13 protein-coding genes are annotated in these 19,863 nt (G+C 61.6%); 9 read left to right on the top strand and 4 right to left on the bottom strand.

The features are described 5' to 3' along the window. Nucleotides 1-86: 86 nt before the first annotated feature. Entirely contained in the window at nt 87-1,736 is a 1,650-nt protein-coding gene (pgm, locus tag VJR68_RS09830) for a phosphoglucomutase (alpha-D-glucose-1,6-bisphosphate-dependent) (protein ID WP_324147496.1), read from the top strand. A gap of 73 nt (nt 1,737-1,809) precedes the next feature. Here the strand turns inward: pgm and VJR68_RS09825 are convergent, their stop codons facing one another. Further along, a complete protein-coding gene (locus tag VJR68_RS09825) occupies nt 1,810-2,301 on the bottom strand; it encodes a DUF6496 domain-containing protein (protein WP_324147495.1) in 492 nt (163 codons plus the stop codon). Nucleotides 2,302-2,476: 175 nt separating this feature from the next. On the opposite strand from VJR68_RS09825, the gene VJR68_RS09820 reads away from it, so the two are divergent. Further along, nucleotides 2,477-3,499 carry a cupin-like domain-containing protein gene (locus VJR68_RS09820; RefSeq protein ID WP_324147494.1) on the top strand — a complete coding sequence of 341 codons (1,023 nt, stop codon included), beginning with the start codon at nt 2,477-2,479 and terminating at the stop codon, nt 3,497-3,499. 145 nt (nt 3,500-3,644) lie between these two features. On the opposite strand, the gene VJR68_RS09815 is transcribed toward VJR68_RS09820, so the two are convergent. Continuing rightward, nucleotides 3,645-5,438, bottom strand: coding sequence for a polysaccharide deacetylase family protein (locus VJR68_RS09815; protein ID WP_324147493.1), 1,794 nt, complete (start codon nt 5,436-5,438; stop codon nt 3,645-3,647). 409 nt (nt 5,439-5,847) lie between these two features. On the opposite strand from VJR68_RS09815, the gene wecB reads away from it, so the two are divergent. From wecB to VJR68_RS09795, 4 genes are read left to right on the top strand one after another with little or no spacing between them, the layout of a single operon-like run. Then, complete coding sequence (wecB, locus tag VJR68_RS09810) at nt 5,848-6,963, top strand: non-hydrolyzing UDP-N-acetylglucosamine 2-epimerase (protein ID WP_324147492.1); 1,116 nt, start codon at nt 5,848-5,850, stop codon at nt 6,961-6,963. Nucleotides 6,964-6,979: 16 nt separating this feature from the next. Then, nucleotides 6,980-9,205 carry a glycosyl transferase family protein gene (locus VJR68_RS09805; protein ID WP_324147491.1) on the top strand — a complete coding sequence of 742 codons (2,226 nt, stop codon included), beginning with the start codon at nt 6,980-6,982 and terminating at the stop codon, nt 9,203-9,205. Next, complete coding sequence (locus VJR68_RS09800; protein ID WP_324147490.1) at nt 9,202-12,105, top strand: NfrA family protein; 2,904 nt, start codon at nt 9,202-9,204, stop codon at nt 12,103-12,105. The genes VJR68_RS09805 and VJR68_RS09800 overlap by 4 nt, the downstream gene beginning before the upstream one ends. Continuing rightward, nucleotides 12,099-13,001: a DUF4434 domain-containing protein gene (locus tag VJR68_RS09795; RefSeq protein ID WP_324147489.1), complete on the top strand. Its 903-nt coding sequence runs from the start codon at nt 12,099-12,101 to the stop codon at nt 12,999-13,001. Before VJR68_RS09800 ends, VJR68_RS09795 begins: the two co-directional genes overlap by 7 nt. Nucleotides 13,002-13,092: 91 nt before the next feature. Here the strand turns inward: VJR68_RS09795 and VJR68_RS09790 are convergent, their stop codons facing one another. Beyond that, nucleotides 13,093-14,070, bottom strand: coding sequence for a hypothetical protein (locus VJR68_RS09790; RefSeq protein ID WP_324147488.1), 978 nt, complete (start codon nt 14,068-14,070; stop codon nt 13,093-13,095). A 560-nt stretch (nt 14,071-14,630) separates the two neighbouring features. On the opposite strand from VJR68_RS09790, the gene VJR68_RS09785 reads away from it, so the two are divergent. After that, a complete protein-coding gene (locus tag VJR68_RS09785; RefSeq protein WP_324147487.1) occupies nt 14,631-15,620 on the top strand; it encodes an LLM class flavin-dependent oxidoreductase in 990 nt (329 codons plus the stop codon). A 389-nt stretch (nt 15,621-16,009) separates the two neighbouring features. On the opposite strand, the gene VJR68_RS09780 is transcribed toward VJR68_RS09785, so the two are convergent. After that, the gene (locus VJR68_RS09780; protein ID WP_324147486.1) at nt 16,010-17,470 is read right to left on the bottom strand and encodes an MFS transporter; all 1,461 of its coding nucleotides are present in this window, start codon (nt 17,468-17,470) and stop codon (nt 16,010-16,012) included. A 281-nt stretch (nt 17,471-17,751) separates the two neighbouring features. Between VJR68_RS09780 and VJR68_RS09775 the strand changes: the two genes are divergently transcribed. Both VJR68_RS09775 and VJR68_RS09770 read left to right on the top strand, forming a co-directional pair. Next, nucleotides 17,752-18,411: a response regulator transcription factor gene (locus tag VJR68_RS09775; RefSeq protein ID WP_324147485.1), complete on the top strand. Its 660-nt coding sequence runs from the start codon at nt 17,752-17,754 to the stop codon at nt 18,409-18,411. Then, a complete protein-coding gene (locus VJR68_RS09770) occupies nt 18,408-19,814 on the top strand; it encodes a sensor histidine kinase (protein ID WP_324147484.1) in 1,407 nt (468 codons plus the stop codon). Before VJR68_RS09775 ends, VJR68_RS09770 begins: the two co-directional genes overlap by 4 nt. The last annotated feature ends 49 nt before the right edge of the window (nt 19,815-19,863 follow it).

Below are 19,863 nucleotides of genomic sequence, written 5' to 3'. Positions count from 1 at the left end.
GTGCCGCAAGCCTATGCAACCCCACCCCAACCCTCCCCTGCAAGCAGGGAAGGGAGTGGATGCCATTCGACGAGGAACCTAGACACGTGAGCCCCAACATCGACGCGCTTGCCGGAAAACCCGCCCCGGAATCCATGCTGGTAGACGTAACCAAGCTGCTGGACGCCTATACGGCGCTGCGCCCCGATCCCTCCGAACCCACTCAGCGCGTGAGCTTCGGCACTTCCGGCCACCGTGGCTCTTCGCTCGACCGCAGCTTCAACGAATGGCACGTACTGGCCATCACCCAGGCCATCTGCGATTACCGCCGCCAGAAGAACATTACCGGCCCGCTGTATATCGGCATCGACACGCACGCGCTGTCCCAGCCGGCGTTCCAGAGCGCGGTCGAAGTGCTGGTCGCCAACGATGTGGCCGTGGCGATTTCCGCTGGCGGCGAATTCACGCCGACGCCCGCGGTGTCGCACGCCATCCTCACCTACAACCGCCAGCGCGTGGATGGGCTGGCCGACGGCATCGTGGTCACGCCGTCGCACAATCCGCCCGCCGACGGCGGCTTCAAGTACAACCCGCCCAACGGCGGCCCGGCCGATACCGACGTCACCAGCTGGATCCAGCAGCGCGCCAACGCCTTGCTCGAAAGCCGCCTGGATGGCGTCAAGCGCATCGGCTACCCCACGGCGCGGCGTTCCAGCCTGGTGCAGGAATACGATTATCTTGGCCACTATGTCGATGACCTGAAAAACATCATCGACTTCGACGTGATCCGCCATGCCGGCGTGCGCATGGCGGTCGATCCGCTGGGCGGCGCAGGCGTGCACTACTGGCAGCCGATCGCGCAGCGCTATGGCATTGACCTCACCATCGTCAGCGACACGGTCGACCCCACCTTCCGCTTCATGACGGTGGATTGGGACGGCAAGATCCGCATGGATCCCTCCTCGCAGTACGCCATGCAGCGCCTGATCGGCTTGAAGGATCGCTACGACGTAGCGTTTGGCTGCGATACCGATCATGACCGCCACGGCGTCGTTGCGCGCAGCGCGGGTTTGATGCCGTCGAATCACTACCTGTCGGTGATGGTGGATTACCTGTTCCGCCATCGCCCGCAATGGACCGACAAGGCCAGCGTCGGCAAGACGGTCGTGAGCAGCTCGCTGATCGACCGCGTGACGGAGCGCCTGGGCCGTCGGCTTTATGAAGTACCGGTCGGCTTCAAATGGTTCGCCGACGGCCTGTTCAATGGCGTACTCGGTTTCGGCTGCGAGGAAAGCGCGGGCGCGTCCATGCTGCGTCATGACGGCAAGGTATGGACCACTGACAAGGATGGCATCGTCCCCTCGCTGCTCGCCGCGGAAATGACCGCGCGCATGGGCAAGGACCCCGGCGAGTTGTATGTCGATCTCACCGAAGCACTGGGCAAGCCGTATTCCAGCCGCGTCGACGCCGCCGCCAACGCGCAGCAGAAGGCCCGGCTCGCCAAGCTCTCGCCGGAGCAATTGCAGAGCAAGGAGCTTGCCGGCGAAAAGATCACCGACGTGCTCGACCGCGCCCCCGGCAACAACGCGCCGATCGGCGGCATCAAGGTGATGTCGGAAAGCGGCTGGTTCGCGGCACGCCCGTCCGGTACCGAGGAGATCTACAAGATCTACGGCGAGAGCTTCCGCAGCGAGGAACACCTCAAGGCGATTTTGCGCGAGGCGCAAGGCATCGTGGATGCCGCGCTGGCTGATTAACGCATTTCACGTGTAGGTTGAGGTGAGCGAACGCGAACCCCAACGGTTCCGGATGTTTGCGGTGGTGGCGGGACTAGGTTTTTCGCGCTCTGGTCCGGGCGGCTTTCTTTGCCGCGGCTGACCGCTTGCTCGCGCCTTTGGTGCGCGCCGTTTTTTTGGCGGCAGCCGAACGTGCGCCGCTGCTGCGCTTTGCCGCCGCCTTCTTCGCTTGTTTCGACAGCGCGCTCTTCGACACCGGCTCCCGGCTTTCGCGCTTCAAGGCATTTTCGGTCGCGCGTGCGCGGCGTGGCGATTTCCGGCGGTGGCTCGCGCCGGCCTCCAGATCCTGCTCGGCCTTTTTCTGCACGCGCTTGCTGACGTTCTTCTTGGGCGCCGGCAACTCGACACCGGCGCGGCGGGCCTTGGACAAGCCGATGGCGATGGCCTGCTTGGTCGAGCGCACGCCATGCCTGCCTTCGCGGACGTGCTCGATTTCCTCTTTCACGAATTCGCCGGCTTGCGTGCTGGGTGATTTGCCTTCGCGCCGATCCTCTTCAGCCGCGCGCAGGGTGCGTTGTTCGGGCATGGCGATGCTCCTGGCTGGGAATGGACCTGCGCCATGTTCCACCTATCGGGTCGACCGGGCGTCAAAAGGGCTAGACATCGTTGTCATTTCGTCGACACAATCGCATTGCTGCAGGCGGGCCTGCGCTAGGCTCGCTTTCCAATGGCCGCTGCCACGTAACGCGTGAGGGGATGTCATGGCGAACGTCGAGTTGAGGCCGGTGGTCCACGTCGATAACGAGTGGCGCCGGTGGATAGCCGAAAACCTGTTGCTGGATGGTCCACCGCAAAGCATCTACGAACAGATGCTGCATGCCGGCATTGCGCACGACGAAGCCGTGCAGGAAATCCAACAGGCCATGACCAGCCCCTACATCGCCGGCGCGCAACGTCTGCGCAATCGCCTGGCGAAACATGATTGGGTGCTGGAAACGCAGCGTCACATGAATCGTCTGCGCGCTACGGAAGTGCCGCGCCGGCACAAGCTGTCGCGCGAGGAATTCCTTGATGCGTACTACAGCGCCGGCCGTCCGGTGATCATCACCGGCATGATGGACGACTGGCCCGCGATGGCGAAGTGGAATCTTGACTATTTCAAGCAACGCTGCGGCGAGCGCGAAGTGGAAATCCAGTTCGGCCGCGATGCGGATGCGCAATACGAACTGCGCAAGACCGCACACCGCAAGACGATGCTGTTTGGCGATTACGTCGAGATGGTGCGCCACGCCGAACGCAGCAACGACTTCTACATGACCGCCTACAACGAGGGCAAGAATCGCGCGGCGCTCGATGTATTGTGGCAGGACATCGTGCAGATTCCCGAGTACCTGGACGGCAGCGGATCAACGCAAGGTTTTCTATGGTTCGGGCCGCCCGGCACGATCACGCCGTTCCATCACGACCTCACCAACAACTTCATGGCGCAGGTGCTCGGCCGCAAGCGCATCCTGCTGATGCCGGCTTGCGAGATTGCGCACGTCTACAACCACGAACACTGCTTCACCCACGTGGATGGCCGCAACATCGATCTGCACCGCTATCCGCGCATGGCAGGCGTGCAGGTGCTGTCGTGCACGTTGAATCCGGGCGAAGTGCTGTTCCTGCCGGTGGGTTGCTGGCATTTCGTGGAAGGCCTGGATATCTCGGTAACGGTGTCGTTTACCAACTTCCTGTGGGATAACGATTTCACGGCGGAGTATCCGCAGCAGCAGACGTTCTGATCACCGTGGGCTGGGATGCCAATCCCAGCATGACCAAGCATGGTGGTGCTGGGATGGTCATCCCAGCCTACAGGGAGCCCCTTCCCCCGAAGGGAAAGGGGCTCTTCATGCCGGGGTCTGCAGGGTGGCCGCCGGCGATGAACCGTCAGCCCTGCTTGACCACGCTTGCGGGCACGAAGGTGTAACCCATCGCCTGCAGACCTTGCACAATCTGCTGGAGGTAGCTGATGTTCAAGTACGGATGGAAGAAGAAACTCTGCACCGCATCCTTGATCACCGTATTGCAGTTGGCGCTATAGAGAATATCGGCCGGAAAGCGCGGCGGATTGTTGTTGAACTCGATCAGTTCCACGTTGCCGAGCTGTTCGGGTATCACTACGGTGCCGAAGATGTCGCGCACCAGATACGGATAGAACTGGCCGTAGATCTTGGTGTAGTCCGGCGTGCCGGTTCCACACGCGCCGTTCGGACACCAGCCGGAAGCGAACAGGCCGCGTTGGTACAAGGCGGCGAACTGCGTGTGAAAGACCTGATAGTCGATCGCCGACGCGGCGTAGTGCGGCGGTTCGAAGATGGTCGGCGAGAGCAGGCCCGCCTTGCTCAATTCCTGGAAGCCGCTGGTGATGCGTCCCTGCGCCCACGACATGGAATCGACCGGAGGCGGTGTATCGAACACGACATAGTTGTTGGAATCGATGTGCGCGAGATAGAACTCGAAATCATCGGCGCTGACGCCACTGTAGGGATTGTCGATGTTCGAGTACTGATGCGTATAGCCATGCATGATCAAGGTGCCGCCCTTCGATTGCATGTATTTCAGTGCACTGACAACGCCCTTGGATTGGTACATGTGGATGAACTGCGGCACGCCGTTGTTGTAGTAGCCGTTGGGGTCCACGTAGTACGGAATCACTGCCACGCTGAAAGGCACATTCTTGCTGTACAGATAATCGGCGATCGCACGCAGCTCGGTGGGATCCGCATCGGGCCCGACGTCCTCGATGCGTACCAAGGCGCGCTTGCGTGCAAGCATGCCGGGATTGGATACCTGGCCGATCAGATCGATGGCGGCAAGGTAGCGATCGTTTGGCCCGGTGTAGGCGAACGGGATTTCGCCGATGTAGGTGAGGTTGGCCCCGCGCGTGGCCCAATTGATGGTGCCGCCGGTGTCGTTGGTAGCGATGGCGAGTACCTGCGCCTTGGTGGCATCGTTGATCACCGTCTGCAGCAAGCCGGAAGGCACTGCCAGCGCATTGCGCTGCAAGGCAACGTTCTTGTAAGTCACCGTCAAGGTGTTGGAGAAGTCGAAATACATCGGCGTGAAGCCGTATTGCCCGGCGAAATTCGAGGCGCGTGCGGACAACTGCCAGATGTTGTCGTTCATCCACAACACCGGCTTGGTGGTCGCCAGCACGTCGTCCAGTAGTGCGGTGGGCAGGGGTTCGCCATAGGTCGAGCCGATGTAGATCAATCCCGTATAGCTGTTGATCTCGCCGGCGGCGTAGTTCACGGCGGCATGCATGCTGTACTTGCTGCCATGCGTGACCAGGTTGGCGGCCATCACGGCATAGGCTTCGCCCAGCCAACCCCATTGGCCAGTCGTGTCGTACAGCACGAGCGTGTTCTGGTTGGCATTTGCACCAGGCGCACCAGCGAACGCATTCGGTGCGGACACTGCTGCGGCAGCGAGGGAGAGCGTGAGCGTTTTTGACGTGGTCGACAGCGATGAGGTCGGTACCTGTTTGCTTGTCGTCTTCACTTTCGGCAGCGCCGCGCCGGGTGGCGGCGGCGGTGCAGGCAAGGCGACGCTATTGAAGCTCGGCGTTAACGTGACTTGCGCTGCAACGGGTATCGAGCCGGACGCAGCCACCAATGTCACGGCGATGCCGATCAGGAACGATTGAAAACGCGATGGCCCACAGAGTGATGGTCTGAGCATGGGATTCTCCTCGCACAAAGACGAAGACAACGCGCAACAGCCGCTCTACCGCCCTGCGCGCATGGCTGTGAATGCGATTCAATCCCGAAAGCCCAGGCCCCTGTCCCGTGATAGGAACGCCTCGCCGTGAGAGAGAGTACGTCGATGCGGGTCGGTTGTCGACTAGCAAATAATTTTGATCGAGTCAATATGCTATTAATAAAAATATAATGAAATAAATGTGTATCTTTAACCTGTAGTTGGCAATATGGCGCACAGCGCAGCTTCTTGCGTCGAACTACCAGCGCAGCAACCGATTCCGTCCAATCGGAAGATGCGCGGTCCGCTGCTCGCGATTGGGCATTAGGGGGCGAGGACAGGACGTTCGAGCAGCAGGGTGGCGGCGCCATCCTGCCGATGAGGGGGATGTATGCAGGACATCCTGATCGTGTCGGGCACGCGCCCGGAGATCATCAAGCTGGCACCGTTGTATCACTGCTTGCTGGCCAGCAGTTGGGCGCGACCGCATTGGCTGCATACCGGACAACATGGCGAGATGGCGCAGCAGATGCTGGCCTGTTTCGACATCGTCCCTGACATGGCGCTTGAGCGCGGCGGTGATGGCTTGTGCGAATTCAGCACCTACTGCCGCCAACTGCTCGACAGCATGCTGGCGGACCGTACATGGTCGCTGGTGCTGGTGCAGGGCGATACCGAAAGCACGTTCCTCGGCGCGCTGTGCGCGTTCTATCGGCACATTCCTGTTGCGCATGTCGAAGCAGGATTGCGCACCTACGACCTGGCGCGGCCATTTCCGGAAGAAGGATTGCGGCAGATGGTCAGCCGCATCGCCAGTTTTCACTTTGCGCCGACCGAACGCGCGGCGCTGGCATTGCGCCGCGAAGCCATTCCCGAGGAGCGCATCAGCGTTACCGGCAACACCGTGATCGATGCGCAGCACTGGGTGGTCCGGCGCCATCGCCTGCAGCGCCGCCTGGATGGGCGCGGGCATCTGCTGGTGACCGCGCATCGCCGCGAAAACTGGGGCAGCGATCTGCGCGATATCTGTTATGCGATCGCGGATGTGGCGAGCCATCACCCGGAGTTGCAGGTGCTGTTTCCGGTGCATCTCAATCCGGTGGTGAGCAAGCCGGTGCACGCGATCCTGGGCGGTTTGCCCAACGTGCAACTGAGCCCGCCACTGGATTACCTGCAGATGCAACAAGCCTTGCTCGATGCCTGGCTGGTACTGACCGATTCCGGCGGCTTGCAGGAAGAAGCGCCCACCTTCGGCATTCCGCTGCTGGTGCTGCGCACGGAAACCGAGCGGCCGGAGGCGATCGATGCCGGCTGCGCACGCCTGGCAGGCACGCGACGGGCATCGATCGTGCAGGAGATCGAAGCGTTATGGGCGGACAGCGATGCCTATCGCGCGATGGCGCATGCGGGCAATCCATTCGGCAACGGCACGGCCAGTGCGCGTGTGGTGGATGTGCTCAGGGGAGCTCTGGCAGCGGGTAACGAGCGCAGGCGCGAAGCAAGCTGAGCCAGCGAGGTGCCACATGTGGTGGCTGGACGCATTCTCGACTTATCTCTACGCGCTGGGCGCGCTGGTCGTCATTATTGCCGTGCTGATTCTGGTCAGCGGCCTGGATGATTTCTTTATCGATGCGGTGTATTGGGCGCGGCGGTTGTGGCGGTCGCTGTTCGTCTACAACACCTGCGAGCACACGCTGTACCACCAGTTGTATCGTCCCGCGGAAAAACCGCTGGCGATCATGGTGCCGGCATGGCAGGAAACCGGCGTGATCGGCAACATGGCCGAGCTGGTGGCCACCACGCTGGATTACGAGAACTACCACATCTTCGTCGGCACCTATCCGAACGATCCGGATACGCAGCGCGACGTGGACGAGGTGTGCGCGCGCTTTCCCAACGTGCACAAGGTGGTGTGCGCGCGGCCAGGCCCGACCAGCAAGGCCGACTGCCTCAACAACGTGCTCGATGCGATTCTGCAATTCGAGCAGCGTGCGCGCATGACCTTCGAAGGCTTCATCCTGCACGATTCCGAAGACGTGGTGTGCGAACACGAGTTGCGCCTGTTCAACTATCTGGTGCACCGCAAGGACCTGATCCAGGTGCCGGTTTATCCGTTCGAACGGCAGTGGAACAATTTCACCAGCCTGCATTACCTGGATGAATTCGCCGAATTGCACGGCAAGGACGTGCCGGTGCGCGAAGCGCTGGCCGGGCAGGTGCCCAGCGCGGGCGTGGGTACGTGTTTCAGCCGGCGCGCCGTGCTCGCCTTGATCGAAGAGGGCAACGGCATTGCGTTCGACGTGCAGAGCCTTACCGAGGATTACGACATCGGCTTGCGCCTGAAAGCGCGCGGCATGGAAGAGATCTTCGTGCGCTTCCCGGTGCTTCGTTACCAGCGCCATCCGCGGCAGCCCGAAAAATTCGGGCAGAGCCGATACGAAGCCAACGTGGTGTGCGTGCGCGAATATTTCCCCGATCGCCTGGCGACGGCCGTGCGGCAGAAGTCGCGCTGGATCATCGGCATCGTGTACCAGGGCTATCGCACGCATGGCTGGAAGCGCAGCCTGGTGCTCAATTATTTCCTGTGGCGCGACCGTAAAGGCGCCATCAGCAATTTCGTGAGTTTCGCGGCGATGCTGATCATGCTGCAGCTCAGCATGATCGGCATGTTGCAACTGGTATGGCCAAGCGCGCCGCGCTTCGTGTCGATCTTCGAAGGGCAAGGCTGGTTCGACATCGTGCTGGTCGCGAACATCGCGCTGATGGGCAATCGCATGCTGCAGCGGATCATCTTCGTGTCCGGCTATTACGGCGTGAAGCAGGGGCTGTTGTCGATTCCGCGCTTGCTGTGGGGCAACCTGATCAATTTCATGGCGAACTGGCGTGCGATCCGCCAGATCATCCGCTGCGGCGATCCGCGACGCGTGGCCTGGGACAAGACTACGCACGATTTTCCCAGCATCGGTGGCAACAACCAGGCCAAGCGCTCGCTGGACGAGTTGCTGGTGGCCAATGGCGTGATCTCGGCGACGGAGTTGCACGACGCGCAACGGCATCGCATCGACGGCCTGCAACTGGGCAGTTCGATGATTCACGAGGGCCGCATCACGGCGGAGCAATTGGCGATGCCGATGGCGCAGCAGATCGGCGTGAGTTGCGAATCGGTGGATGCGATCAGCTTGCCGCGTGAATTGATGCGGATGGTGCCGCGGCCTATCGCACTGCATTACGCGGTGCTGCCGCTGCGCATCGACGCTGGCGTGCTGGTGTTGGCCAGCGAGTCGTATATCGATCCGGTGTCGCTCGCCGCCATCGCGCGCCAGCTTGGCCGGCGCGTGCGCTACGTGCTCGCGTACAAGGGCCAGGTCACGGTTGGCCTGCGCCGCTGGTACGCGCAGGCGCCCAAGGGCGAGCGCGATCCGCATCATTTGCTGGACATGGCCGCCGATCGCGGCTTGATCGCGCGCGAGCGCGTGGCGCCGTTGTGGAACGACTACGTGTCGCGCCAGGTGATGCTCGGCGAAATCCTGGTGGCGCAAGGCCATGTGGACGAAGTGGCTTTTCGGGCCTTGCTGCTCAACCACGCGCGCAGCGAGCAGCGACTCGGCGATTTCCTGATCGGGCAGGGCGTGATCAGTGCGGACACCTTGCATCGTCTGTTGCGATTGCAGGCCACCTTGCAGCCCAGCGTGACGAGTCTGCTTGAGCAGGAATGCGAAGGCTTCGAGCAACTGGAGCGTGCCTCATGAAACAGCCTGGGCCGAGCCGCTGTGCGCTGGCGCTGTGCATCATGGTGGCGGTATGGCCGCTGCGTGCGGAAAGCCAGGCGTCGTCCGGCGATGGCAGCCGCTACCGGCATTTCATGGTCTATCCGCACCGGCAGGCGGGCTATGCGGCGTTGCGCGTGGGCGATGAGCGTACGGCCATCGCCGAATTCACGCGTGCACGCGAGCTGGCGCCGCAGAGCGTCGATACCGCGCTGGATCTGGCTGAAGCGTATCGGCATTTTGGCCTGGCAGCGCAAGCACAGGCGGTGCTGGATGAGCAGATGCGCTATACGCCGAACGATGCCCACCTGCGCGCCGCGATGACACCGCCGGCGCCGCCAGCCGTCGACTGCAGCCGCGATAACCTGCCTGTGTGTCGCGCCAAGCGTGGCTTCGGCGATCTGCAGGCGGGCGATCTTGCACGTGCGCAAGCCGAACTCGATGCGCCCGATTTTGCCGCCAGCCCGCAAGGCCGCGACTTGCGTCATGCGCTTGCGCAACGTGCGATTTATCTGGGTGACGACCAGCGCGCCATCGCGCAGCTGTCTGAGTTGGATGCACACGACAAGCTCAGCCAGCAGGAACGCGATCAATGGTTTGCACTGTTGCTGAAGCACGGCGAGTTCGATATGGCCGAACAACTGCAATCACGCGAGGGATGGAGCACACCGACGCAGCAATTGGCCTTGGCGCAGGCGATGGACGGCAGCGGTCAACGCAAGGCGCTTGCCTCGTACATGGCGATGCATCAGCCGGCATTCGCCAACGTGAAGGACGAGCGGCAATGGATCAACCTGCTGGCGCAGGCGGCGCGCACGCAGCCAGCGCTGCTCGATCATTACAGGGTGCGTTTTCCCGCCAATGCGGCGTGGTTGGCGCGCGTGGCGCTGCCCATGGCTATGACGCGCGGCGACCGCGCCACCGCGGCCAACATGCTGTCGCGCCTGCCGCCCGACAGCTTCCGCGAGGAGCGCTTCAATCTCGACCTGCAGCAAGGCCGCTACGCCGACGCACAACAGCAGGCCAGCGCGCTGATCGCACAAGCGGATGGTTATCGTCTGCTCGATCCACTCAGCTATCGCCTGATGGCGGCCGGCGCGACGAACGAAGCAAAGCAATTGCTGCTCGATGCGTATCCCTTTGCAGGTCATGCGCATGCGGCGGCATTGCTGGCCCGCCTGGCCGTGCTGGCGGGTGAGCAGCCTGCGCTTTTCACTGTCGATGACCGCGCACGCTTGAGTCGACCGCTGGATAGCGTGACGTTGCGGATTGCGCAGTTGCAAATCCTGAGCGCGTTGCGCGATTGCGAAGGCATCCATCACGTGATGGCGGATTTGTCGCCGGACTATCCCGCCGAGTTGTGGCGGCAACTGGGCGACTGCTATGGCGAGGCTCATCCGGGCCTGGCCGAATACGCCTATGCGCAAGCCGGCAAGCGCAAGCCGAGCACCGATACCACGCGTGCCTTGGCCTATCAAGCCTATAGCGCGCAGGACTACAAAACCGCCTTGCTGGCCTGGCGTTCCGTGCCTGCCGCGCACATGCAGCAGGCTGACCTGATCGCCGCCGCAACCACCGCGCTCACCATCCACGAAACCGCCGTGGCGAGCGCGTGGCTCGACACGTATGCCGCGCAGGGCGGAAAGCAGGATGGCAACTACTGGTGGCTGCGCGCGCAAGCCGATGAACCGCGCGATCCCGTGCTGGCGACGACGGATCTGGAAAACGCCGTGGATGTGCAGCCCGATCCGCGCTATTACGCACGCCTCGCCACCCTGGAAACCCAGGCGGGTGATTCACAGCGCGCGTTGCTTTCATGGCAGCACGCCAGCGCGCTTGCTCCGGATGACAGCCGCATGGCGACGTCGCTGGGTTATGCCTATCTGCAAGCCGGTCAGCCGCAAAACGCGCTGACGCAATTCGAGCGCGCGCACCAGGCCGATCCGGACAATGCTGCCGTGACGCGCCAGTTGCTGTACGTCAATCAGCAATTGGGCGACAACACCCAGGCGCGGCACTATGCCGAGCAGGCCATCGATCAATTCGATGCGGTAGATCCTGGCGGTACCAGCGTTGACAGCAAGCAAGACCAGGACGATCTCTACAGCCTGCGCCGACTGCACGAAAACCTTGGCCGTACATGGAGCTTCAATGCCGACATGTCGCTAGGTGACACCGTATCTTCCGCCGCCAACTCCGTGGCGCCGGGTGTTTCCTACCGAAGCTACGCGCAACTGGAAGCGCAATACCATCTCGATCCGCAGTTGACCGGTGGGGATCTCAATACGTTGACCGCCTATGCGCGGCTGTTTGCCGGCAGCGGCGCCAGCGGTGCGGTATGGCCGGTGCACGGTGCGATGCTGGGCATCGGCGTGCATTGGAAACCGCTGATCTCGCAAAACATCCTGCTGTCGATCGAACAGCAGACACCGGCGGACAACAGCCGCGATACCCGCAACGACACTCTGTTGCGCGCCAGCGGCTCGTGGTCGTTTGGTCCCAAGCTCGGCGACGACTGGCATGCCAGCGGGTGGGGTTGGCCGACGCAGAATTTCTATGTCGATGTGGCGCATTACCTGCGCGCCAAGGAAAGCGTCATCACGCTCGATTATCGGTTCGGGCTGCACGACAAGATTGCCAACGGGCAAACCATCGAGCCCTATGTCCACGTGCAATACACCGGTATCAGTCGCACGCAGGGCCTGACCTACCTGCGTGATGGACGCGCCGGACTCGGCGTGCAATGGAACGTGTGGTACGGCCAAACGCATTACGATGCCTATCCGCACCGCTTCAGTGTCGCGGTGGAAGGGCAGCACGCTTTCACCACTTATCTGCGCGACAAAAACGCCGTATTCCTGATCATGAGGACGCAATGGTGACGCGCGCATGGCTCCGTATCACGATGCTGCTGTGGCTGCTTATGCCATGCCTGGCGTGCGCGTCGACGGCCATCATCTATCAGCCGCAATGGCGCGACCGGTCTGTCACTGAAGCGCAATGGTCGATACTTCTCGCCCAAGTGCGCGCGCAAGGTTTCGACACGCTGGTGGTGCAATGGACGGTATACGGCGATGCGTTCAGCGACCCCGCCGGCCATGCATGGTTGTTGCAGCGAGTGCGCATGGCGCGTGCTTCCGGGCTGCACATCGTGCTGGGTTTGAACAGCGACCCGGCCTTCTTTCAGCGCCAGGAGGCATCAACGGCTGCCTTGAGCGACTACCTGCACGCGCTCTCGCGCCGTAATGACACCGTGGCGCACCAATGGGCGGACGATCTGGGCGTGGACGCCATTGAAGGCTGGTACTTGCCGTTGGAGATCGACGACAGGCGCTGGCGCGATCCCAAGGCGCGCGAACAGTTGCAAAGTTACCTGTCCACCGAGTACCGGCAACTCGATCGGATTGCGCAGCGGCCGGTGTACGTCAGCTCTTTTTTCGCCGGCAACATGACGCCGGAGCGCTACGCGGAACTGCTCGACGATGTGCAGCACACCGGCGTGCTGGTGTGGGTGCAGGACGGCGCCGGCACGGCACGCCTGGGCGGTGGGGAGCGCAAGCTGTATCTCGATGCCGTCAGCCAATGCACGTCCGCGCATGCAAGCGGCATCGTGTTTGAAATCTTTCATCAGACCGGCGCAGACAAGGCGTTCAGTGCCACCCCTCTTGCCACTGCCCAAGCGAGTGCCGCATTGACACAGCGCGCCCCCTGCAACGGCGACAGCGTGTTCTTCGAGTTGCGTTACCTGCCGGAGGCGGCAGGCATCATGAAGCGTTAGGGCACGGCGCCCGAAGCGCTTGCTTCACGCGGGGCAGCATCGCGGACGAAGGCTCGGGGCGAGCCTCCGTCCGCCTGCTTGTCGCTAAGTCTTACTGCGGCACCTTCAATGGCGCGATCGTCTGATCGAGCGTGCTCCAGTACGTCTTGGTGTAGGGCACCATTTCTTCGGCGTAGTACCACCAGAAGAAGCCACCGACGAACTTCGGATCCTTGAAGCTGTTGACCATCGGGTAGTACGTCTTGATCAGGCCTGTCTGCACGGACGCGGGTGCGCCGGTGCTGGAGGTGCCGATCTCGCCGAAGCCGACTTTCGCGTTCGGGAAGATGCCTTCCAAGGCCGTGAAGTCGTTGCTCCACGACGGCGACAGTCCCGGGCAATCCTGGTACGGGTAGTAGCTGAAGAGTGCATAGTCAACGCTCTGCCGCACGGAGGCCGGCAGGAAGGTGGTGGGCCAGGTCTTCCAGTAATCCTGGGGTTTCTCCCAGCAATTGTTGCCCTTGCTGTCGTCGTTGTAATACAGCGTCACGGCCGTCTTGCCGCCCGCGGCCTTTACGATGGAACTGGCGGCAGCGACCATCTGGCCGATCTGGGTTTCTTCCGAGTTGACCACGCTATTGGTGCCATTCGGATTCTGGCGCAGCCATTCGCCGTTGATCTCGTTGGCGATCTCCCAGACGTCGACGGTGCCGTTCAAGCCGTTGACCAATTCCTTGGTGCGTGCGGTGTAGGTGTTGATGTCGGTCGGGAAGTAATACGAGTCCATGATTTCGCCCATCACGTTGGCGACAGCATGCAGCTTCACTAGTGAAGGGTAATACTCGGCGGCGCTGGTGCCCGGATCGAACACCACGCGAACGGTGGGGCGGTACGGCAGCTTGCTCAACGAGGTGATGATGGCGCTGAGGTTGGAAAGATCATCCAGGGTGACGCCGTAGATCGGCGCTTTGAGCGTGGTGGCAGCCTGCGCGTCGACATTCGACGAAAAAGGTGCGGAGGCGGCGAAGAGGGCAATGGAAGCAGCGAGTGGTGCAAGCAGTTTTTTCGTTACAGGTGCAAGTTTTCTCATCGATTCGAGTTCGCATACGTTGGCGTTCCTTCGCCTGATTAGAGTGGTGGCTGACCGCAACGGTTTGGCCACAACATGACGGCGGCGCCGCAAATAAAAGATGCGGAACCGGGCTTGGTCGTGCTGATCCGAGCACCATGAAGGTCGTCCGTAGAGCGGCTTGATCGTCTTCCCCTGAGTGCCGAAGCACAAAAGACGATGGGCAGCAGCCGCTTTGGAGTGCCTGCGAAACATCGAGTACTGCGCGAATGATCGACATGCCGACCACCATTCGCTATGCCGCGCGGCGATTCCGGGGGGAACCCTTTGCGGTACCTATCCTGGGAGTAGTGCACCGGGATAACGCTGGCGCTTGGGAGTCTAGCGATCGAGCCTGGTTGGAAATCAAAATTTGGTTAGGCGGAGCCATGCGCCTGATTTTTTGTGATGCGTATCACAGGCGCGTCCCTTGAAAAGCCTTCTCCGTTTCGGAAGCAGACAGCCACGCGGTCGAGGCACGCGCCCCTGGCAATGCGCATAACCGTCCCCACCTTGTGGGCTTCCTTGCATGGGACTTACGCATGATCCCGTTTTCTGTACTTGATCTCGCTCCCGTTACTGAAGGCCATACGCCTGCACACGCCTTCGCCAACACGCTGGATCTCGCGCGCTGGGCCGAGCAGCTTGGCTACACGCGTTACTGGCTGGCCGAACACCACAACATGCCCGGCATCGCCAGCGCGGCCACCGCGGTGCTGATTGGCCACGTGGCGGGCGGCACGTCCACTATCCGCGTCGGCGCGGGCGGCATCATGCTGCCCAATCACGCACCGCTGCAGGTGGCCGAACAATTCGGCACGCTGGCTTCGCTGTATCCGGGGCGCATCGATCTGGGGTTGGGGCGCGCGCCCGGTACGGATCAGCCGACCGCGCGCGCACTGCGTCGTTATTACGAAGCGGCGGAAACCTTTCCCACGGACGTGCAGGAATTGCTCGCCTATTTCGAACCTGCCGTGTCTGGTCAAGCGGTGCGTGCCGTGCCGGGCGCCGGCATCGAGGTGCCGGTGTGGCTGTTGGGATCAAGCCTGTTCAGCGCGCAACTCGCTGCCGCGCTAGGCCTTCCGTTCGCGTTTGCCTCGCACTTTTCGCCGGATGCGATGGACGAAGCGCTGATGCTCTATCGCCGTGATTTCAAGCCTTCTGCGCGCCTGGACAAGCCATACGCGATGCTTGGCGTCAACGTGGTGGCAGCGGAAACGGATGGTGAGGCGCGTCGTCTGTTCACCTCGCAGCAGCAGAGCTTCGTCAACTTGCGCCGTGGGCGTCCTGGGCTGATCCCGCCCCCGATCGATGATATGGATGCGTATTGGGCGCCACACGAGAAGGCGATGGTGGAGCGTGCGCTGGCATGCGCCGTGGTGGGTGATCCGCAGTCGGTGCGAGAAGGTTTGGCGGCGTTTATCGCGCGGCACCGGCCGGATGAGCTGATGATCACCGCGAACATTTTTGATCACGACGCGCGCAAGCGTTCATTTGAATGGGCGATGCGGGCGCACGACGCGCTCTCGTAGGTTGGGGTGCGAACCACGACATCGCCATGCCCGCATGCATCACGATGTTGGGGTTCGCACCCCAACCTACAAAAGCCAATGACATCGGCATGCATGGAGCTAGGCTCAATGACTGATCCGCTCCAACGCTACCTTCGTCGATGGCCCGAAAACACCAAGCACGAGAAGGCGATGGTGGGGCGCACCGGCCGGATGAGCTGATGATCACCGCGAACATTTTTGATCACGACGCGCGCAAGCGTTCATTTGAATGGGCGATGCGGGCGCACGACGCGCTCTCGTAGGTTGGGGTGCAAACCCCAACATCGCCATGCCCGCATGCATCACGCTGTTGGGGTTCGCACCCCAACCTACAAAAGCCAATGACATCGGCATGCATGGAGCTATGCTCAATGACTGATCCGCTCCAACGCTACCCCCTTCGTCGACGGCCCAAAAACACCAATCACCGCAATTCCCACCACCATCGCAATCGCAATAAAGGTAGCAACAGCAAGCGCACCGCCCAGGTTGAGGAAATACCCAATCGCAAGCCCCGCAAACGCGGCAGCAAAACGACTCCACGAATAAACGAAGCCAACGGCGCGTGCGCGAATGCGTGTGGGATACAGCTCGGCCTGATAGTTGTGGTACGCGTAGGACATGATGTTCGCGGCCAGCGTAAACACGACACCGAGCGCAATCAGCACCACCGGCGAGGTGGCATGTGCGAAGCCGAGCATCGCCACGCCCATCACGCTCAACCCAAGGATGATCTGCGTTTTCCGTTCCAGGTGATCGGCGAAATAGGTGCCGACCAAGGGGCCGAACGGATTGGCGATGGCGATGATGAAGGAATACTGCAGGCTGTGCGTGATGTTGATGCCGCGCGCAATCAATAGCGTCGGCACCCATGCGGCAAAGCCGTAGAAGCCGATCACCTGCGCCATGTTGAACACCGACAGCATCACCGTGCGGCGCCAATAACGCGAAGCAAAGATTTCCCGGAACTGGCCGGTGCTTTCTTCCTCCGGCGCTTCCACGTGCAACGCTGGCAGCGCTTTGCCGGTTTCCGCCTCGACCCGGCGTTCGATAGCGGTTGTGATGGCGTCGGCTTCCGCGGCGCGTCCATGCAAGGCGAGCCAGCGCGGACTTTCTGGCACCTGCCGAATCAGAAACCAGGCGACAGCAGCGCCGGCAGAGCCGATCAGTACCACCCAGCGCCAGCCATCGAGTCCGAACGGCGCGGTCGGTACCAGCAGCCACGCGAACAGGGCGACGACCGGCACAATGCAAAACGATACGAACTGGTTGACCGAAAACGCCCGCCCGCGCAAAGCCAGCGGCGTGAGTTCGGAGATGTAGGCGTCGATGGTGACCAGTTGCACACCGAAGCCAACGCCAGCGACGAAACGCCACACGTTGACCATTTCCCCCGTGTGCTGGAAGGCCATGATGGTGGTGCTGCAGGCGTACCAGACCAGTGAACCGGTAAACACGGGACGGCGGCCGTAGCGGTCGGCAAGCTGGCCAAGCAGCACCACGCCCAGCCAAAGCCCGGCGAAGGTGCTGAACACGAAGGTGCCGAAGCCCGCCACCTTGATGCCGGCGAGGCTGGCGAAAAAGCCGAGGGAATCGGGTGAAAACAAACCGGATTTGGCCATGCCCGGCGCTACGTAGCCGGTAAAGAACAAATCGTAATACTCGAACAATCCACCCAGCGAAATCAGCGCGATGATTTTCCACAGCGTACGCGATGCCGGCAGTCGATCCAGGCGCGCGGCGATCGCGGCCGATGCGCTGGCGGCGGGCAGGGCGTCCACGCCAGTGGCAGGATCGGTGTGCGTGGATGTGCCTGCCGATAACTTCATGAGGGCCTCGATGCGGTGGTTGGAGGTATCACTGTGCATTAAAAAGCATTCCGGGTGGGCGTGGAATTTCAGCATCGTCGAGGGTCGTGGCTCACCGGGATAAACGCGTGCTGCGTCAAGTTACGGTATGACCATAGAACTGCTTCCTGTCGTGCTCATGAAAGCTTCCTTAAAAATTTTTCAGGTAAGCGCAGCCATCCAAACAAGCTTGTGCGTCGCATCAAGCAAGCCTTGTCGTTTGGCGTAGACTCGATCGCGGCACGGGGTGGCGGGTCTTGTCCATGAAAGTCCTGATCGTCGAAGACCAGTACAAACTTGGTCAATTTTTGAAGCGGGGTTTCAGCGAGCGTTCCTACACGGCAGAGTGGGCGCAGAGTTGTCATGCGGCGCGAGACGCGCTGGCGGACGATAACTTCGACGTCATCATTCTCGATCTGGGTTTGCCGGATGGCGATGGCCTGGAACTCTTGTGCGAATGGCGCCGGTGCGGATTCAACGAGCCGGTATTGATCTTGAGCGCACGCGATACGGTGGACGACCGCATCACCGGCTTGAACCTGGGTGCCGACGACTATCTGCCCAAGCCTTTCAGCTTCGAGGAGCTGCTCGCGCACGTGCGTTCGCTGATGCGCAGGCAAAGCGCGGTCAAGCAGACCATGCTCGAGCACAAAAGCATCAAGCTCGATCTGTTGAGCCGCACCGTGCGCTTGCGCGGCCAGCCGGTGGAGTTGACCAGCCGGGAATTCGCCTTGCTGGAAATCTTCATGCAGAACGCTGGGCGCACCTTGACCCGTTCCTACATCTCCGAGCGCATCTGGCCGGGGCTGGTCGAAGACAATCTTTTGGACGTCTATATGAGTCGGCTGCGCACCAAGCTCGAGGATGGCGCCGGCACGTCGCTTTTCAAGACGCTGCGCGGAATAGGTTATCAACTGGTATGAAATCCCTGCGGGCACGCATCAGCCTGTGGTTTGCGCTGAGTGCCACGATCACGCTGGCCGTGCTCTTCGGGGTGGGCTACGTGCTGCTGGAAAGCCATATGCAGGGCGATCTGGATCTTCTCAATAAAAGCGAATTCGAGCAGATCCGGGCGCGCCTGGGTACCAACTACGCGGCACTGACGCCGCAGATTGTCGACCAGCGCATTCACGAAACCGCCGACTACGCCTCGGTGCTGTTCTACATCAACATCGACGAGCCACCCCACGACATGTTGTTCTATTCGAACAACCTGGACGGCAAGCCGATTCCCGACGTGCCGGGCAAGCATGTCTACAACACCTTCGTACCGGGCGTGGGGGAGTTGCGTGTCGGCGAATTCATCATGCGGCCATTCGACGTGACGATCGGCACGCCGATGCGGCAGATGCGGCAGGATCTGACCGCGTACGTCGAAGTGTGTATCGCCTTGCTGGCGATCATGCTGTTGGCCAGTGGCATGATCGGCATCGTCACCAGTCGCTTGATCCTTCGTCCGGTGCGGCTGATCGGCGAAACCGCAAACCGCATACGCTCGGATAATCTGGCCGAGCGCATCGCCGTTCCCGCCGGCGAGGACGAACTCTTCGATCTGGTGCGGTTGCTCAACCAGATGTTCGATCGCCTGGAAGTCTCATTCAAGCAAGCACGCCAGTTTTCCGAAGAGGTATCGCATGAATTGAAGACGCCGCTCTCGCTGGTGCGTCTGCACGCCGAGCGGTTGCTCGTCGAAGGCAAGCTCGAACGGCGGCAGGAAGACGCCGTGCTGGTGCAACTGGATGAACTGGCCCGCATCAACCAGCTGATCGACGAGCTGTTGTTCATATCGCGTGCGGAAGTGAACGGGGTGAGGCTCAATCTCGTCAACCAGCATCCGGACCATTTCGTGCGCGGCGTCGAACCGGACGTGCATGCCCTGGTCGAGCATCGCGGACGGCGCTTGCGCTGCGTGCAGCAAGGCGATGGCTTGGTGGCGATGGAGGAGAAATGGCTGCGCCAGGTGGTCTTCAACCTGCTGACCAATGCGCTGCGCGTCTCGCCACCGAACGGCTTGATCACCATGGCGTCCTTCGTCGCGGATGGCCATTGGTGTCTCAGCATTGAAGACGAAGGCCCAGGCCTGACAGAAGAACAGTGCGAGCGCATGTTCGACCGTTTCGTGCGTTTCAACGTGCGGGAAGGGGAGGATCAGGGCAGCGGGTTGGGCTTGACCATCTGCCGCAGCATCATCGAGCTGCACGGCGGCAGCATTCGTGCGCAACCGCGGGAAGGCGGGCAGGGCTTGCGGGTGAGTTTCACGCTCCCGGTGCCGCCGACAGTAGCAGAGCCTTTGCATGCCATGGTGCAGCCCTTACTCGGAACGTAGGTCGGGGTAAGCGGAACGCGAACCCCAACGTATTCGGATATCCGCGGGT

The sequence above is a fragment of the Dyella sp. genome (genome assembly GCF_035277725.1).
In the GTDB taxonomy this organism is placed as follows: Bacteria; Pseudomonadota; Gammaproteobacteria; order Xanthomonadales; family Rhodanobacteraceae; genus Dyella_B.
This window is presented reverse-complemented; position numbering and strand designations above follow the sequence as displayed.

Coding starts and splice junctions, on each gene's coding strand:
- VJR68_RS09825 (WP_324147495.1), bottom strand. CDS start 2,301: ATGCCCGAACAACGCACCCTGCGCGCGGCTGAAGAGGATCGGCGCGAA.
- VJR68_RS09820 (WP_324147494.1), top strand. CDS start 2,477: ATGGCGAACGTCGAGTTGAGGCCGGTGGTCCACGTCGATAACGAGTGG.
- VJR68_RS09815 (WP_324147493.1), bottom strand. CDS start 5,438: ATGCTCAGACCATCACTCTGTGGGCCATCGCGTTTTCAATCGTTCCTG.
- wecB (WP_324147492.1), top strand. CDS start 5,848: ATGCAGGACATCCTGATCGTGTCGGGCACGCGCCCGGAGATCATCAAG.
- VJR68_RS09805 (WP_324147491.1), top strand. CDS start 6,980: ATGTGGTGGCTGGACGCATTCTCGACTTATCTCTACGCGCTGGGCGCG.
- VJR68_RS09800 (WP_324147490.1), top strand. CDS start 9,202: ATGAAACAGCCTGGGCCGAGCCGCTGTGCGCTGGCGCTGTGCATCATG.
- VJR68_RS09795 (WP_324147489.1), top strand. CDS start 12,099: ATGGTGACGCGCGCATGGCTCCGTATCACGATGCTGCTGTGGCTGCTT.
- VJR68_RS09790 (WP_324147488.1), bottom strand. CDS start 14,070: ATGAGAAAACTTGCACCTGTAACGAAAAAACTGCTTGCACCACTCGCT.
- VJR68_RS09785 (WP_324147487.1), top strand. CDS start 14,631: ATGATCCCGTTTTCTGTACTTGATCTCGCTCCCGTTACTGAAGGCCAT.
- VJR68_RS09780 (WP_324147486.1), bottom strand. CDS start 17,470: ATGAAGTTATCGGCAGGCACATCCACGCACACCGATCCTGCCACTGGC.
- VJR68_RS09775 (WP_324147485.1), top strand. CDS start 17,752: ATGAAAGTCCTGATCGTCGAAGACCAGTACAAACTTGGTCAATTTTTG.
- VJR68_RS09770 (WP_324147484.1), top strand. CDS start 18,408: ATGAAATCCCTGCGGGCACGCATCAGCCTGTGGTTTGCGCTGAGTGCC.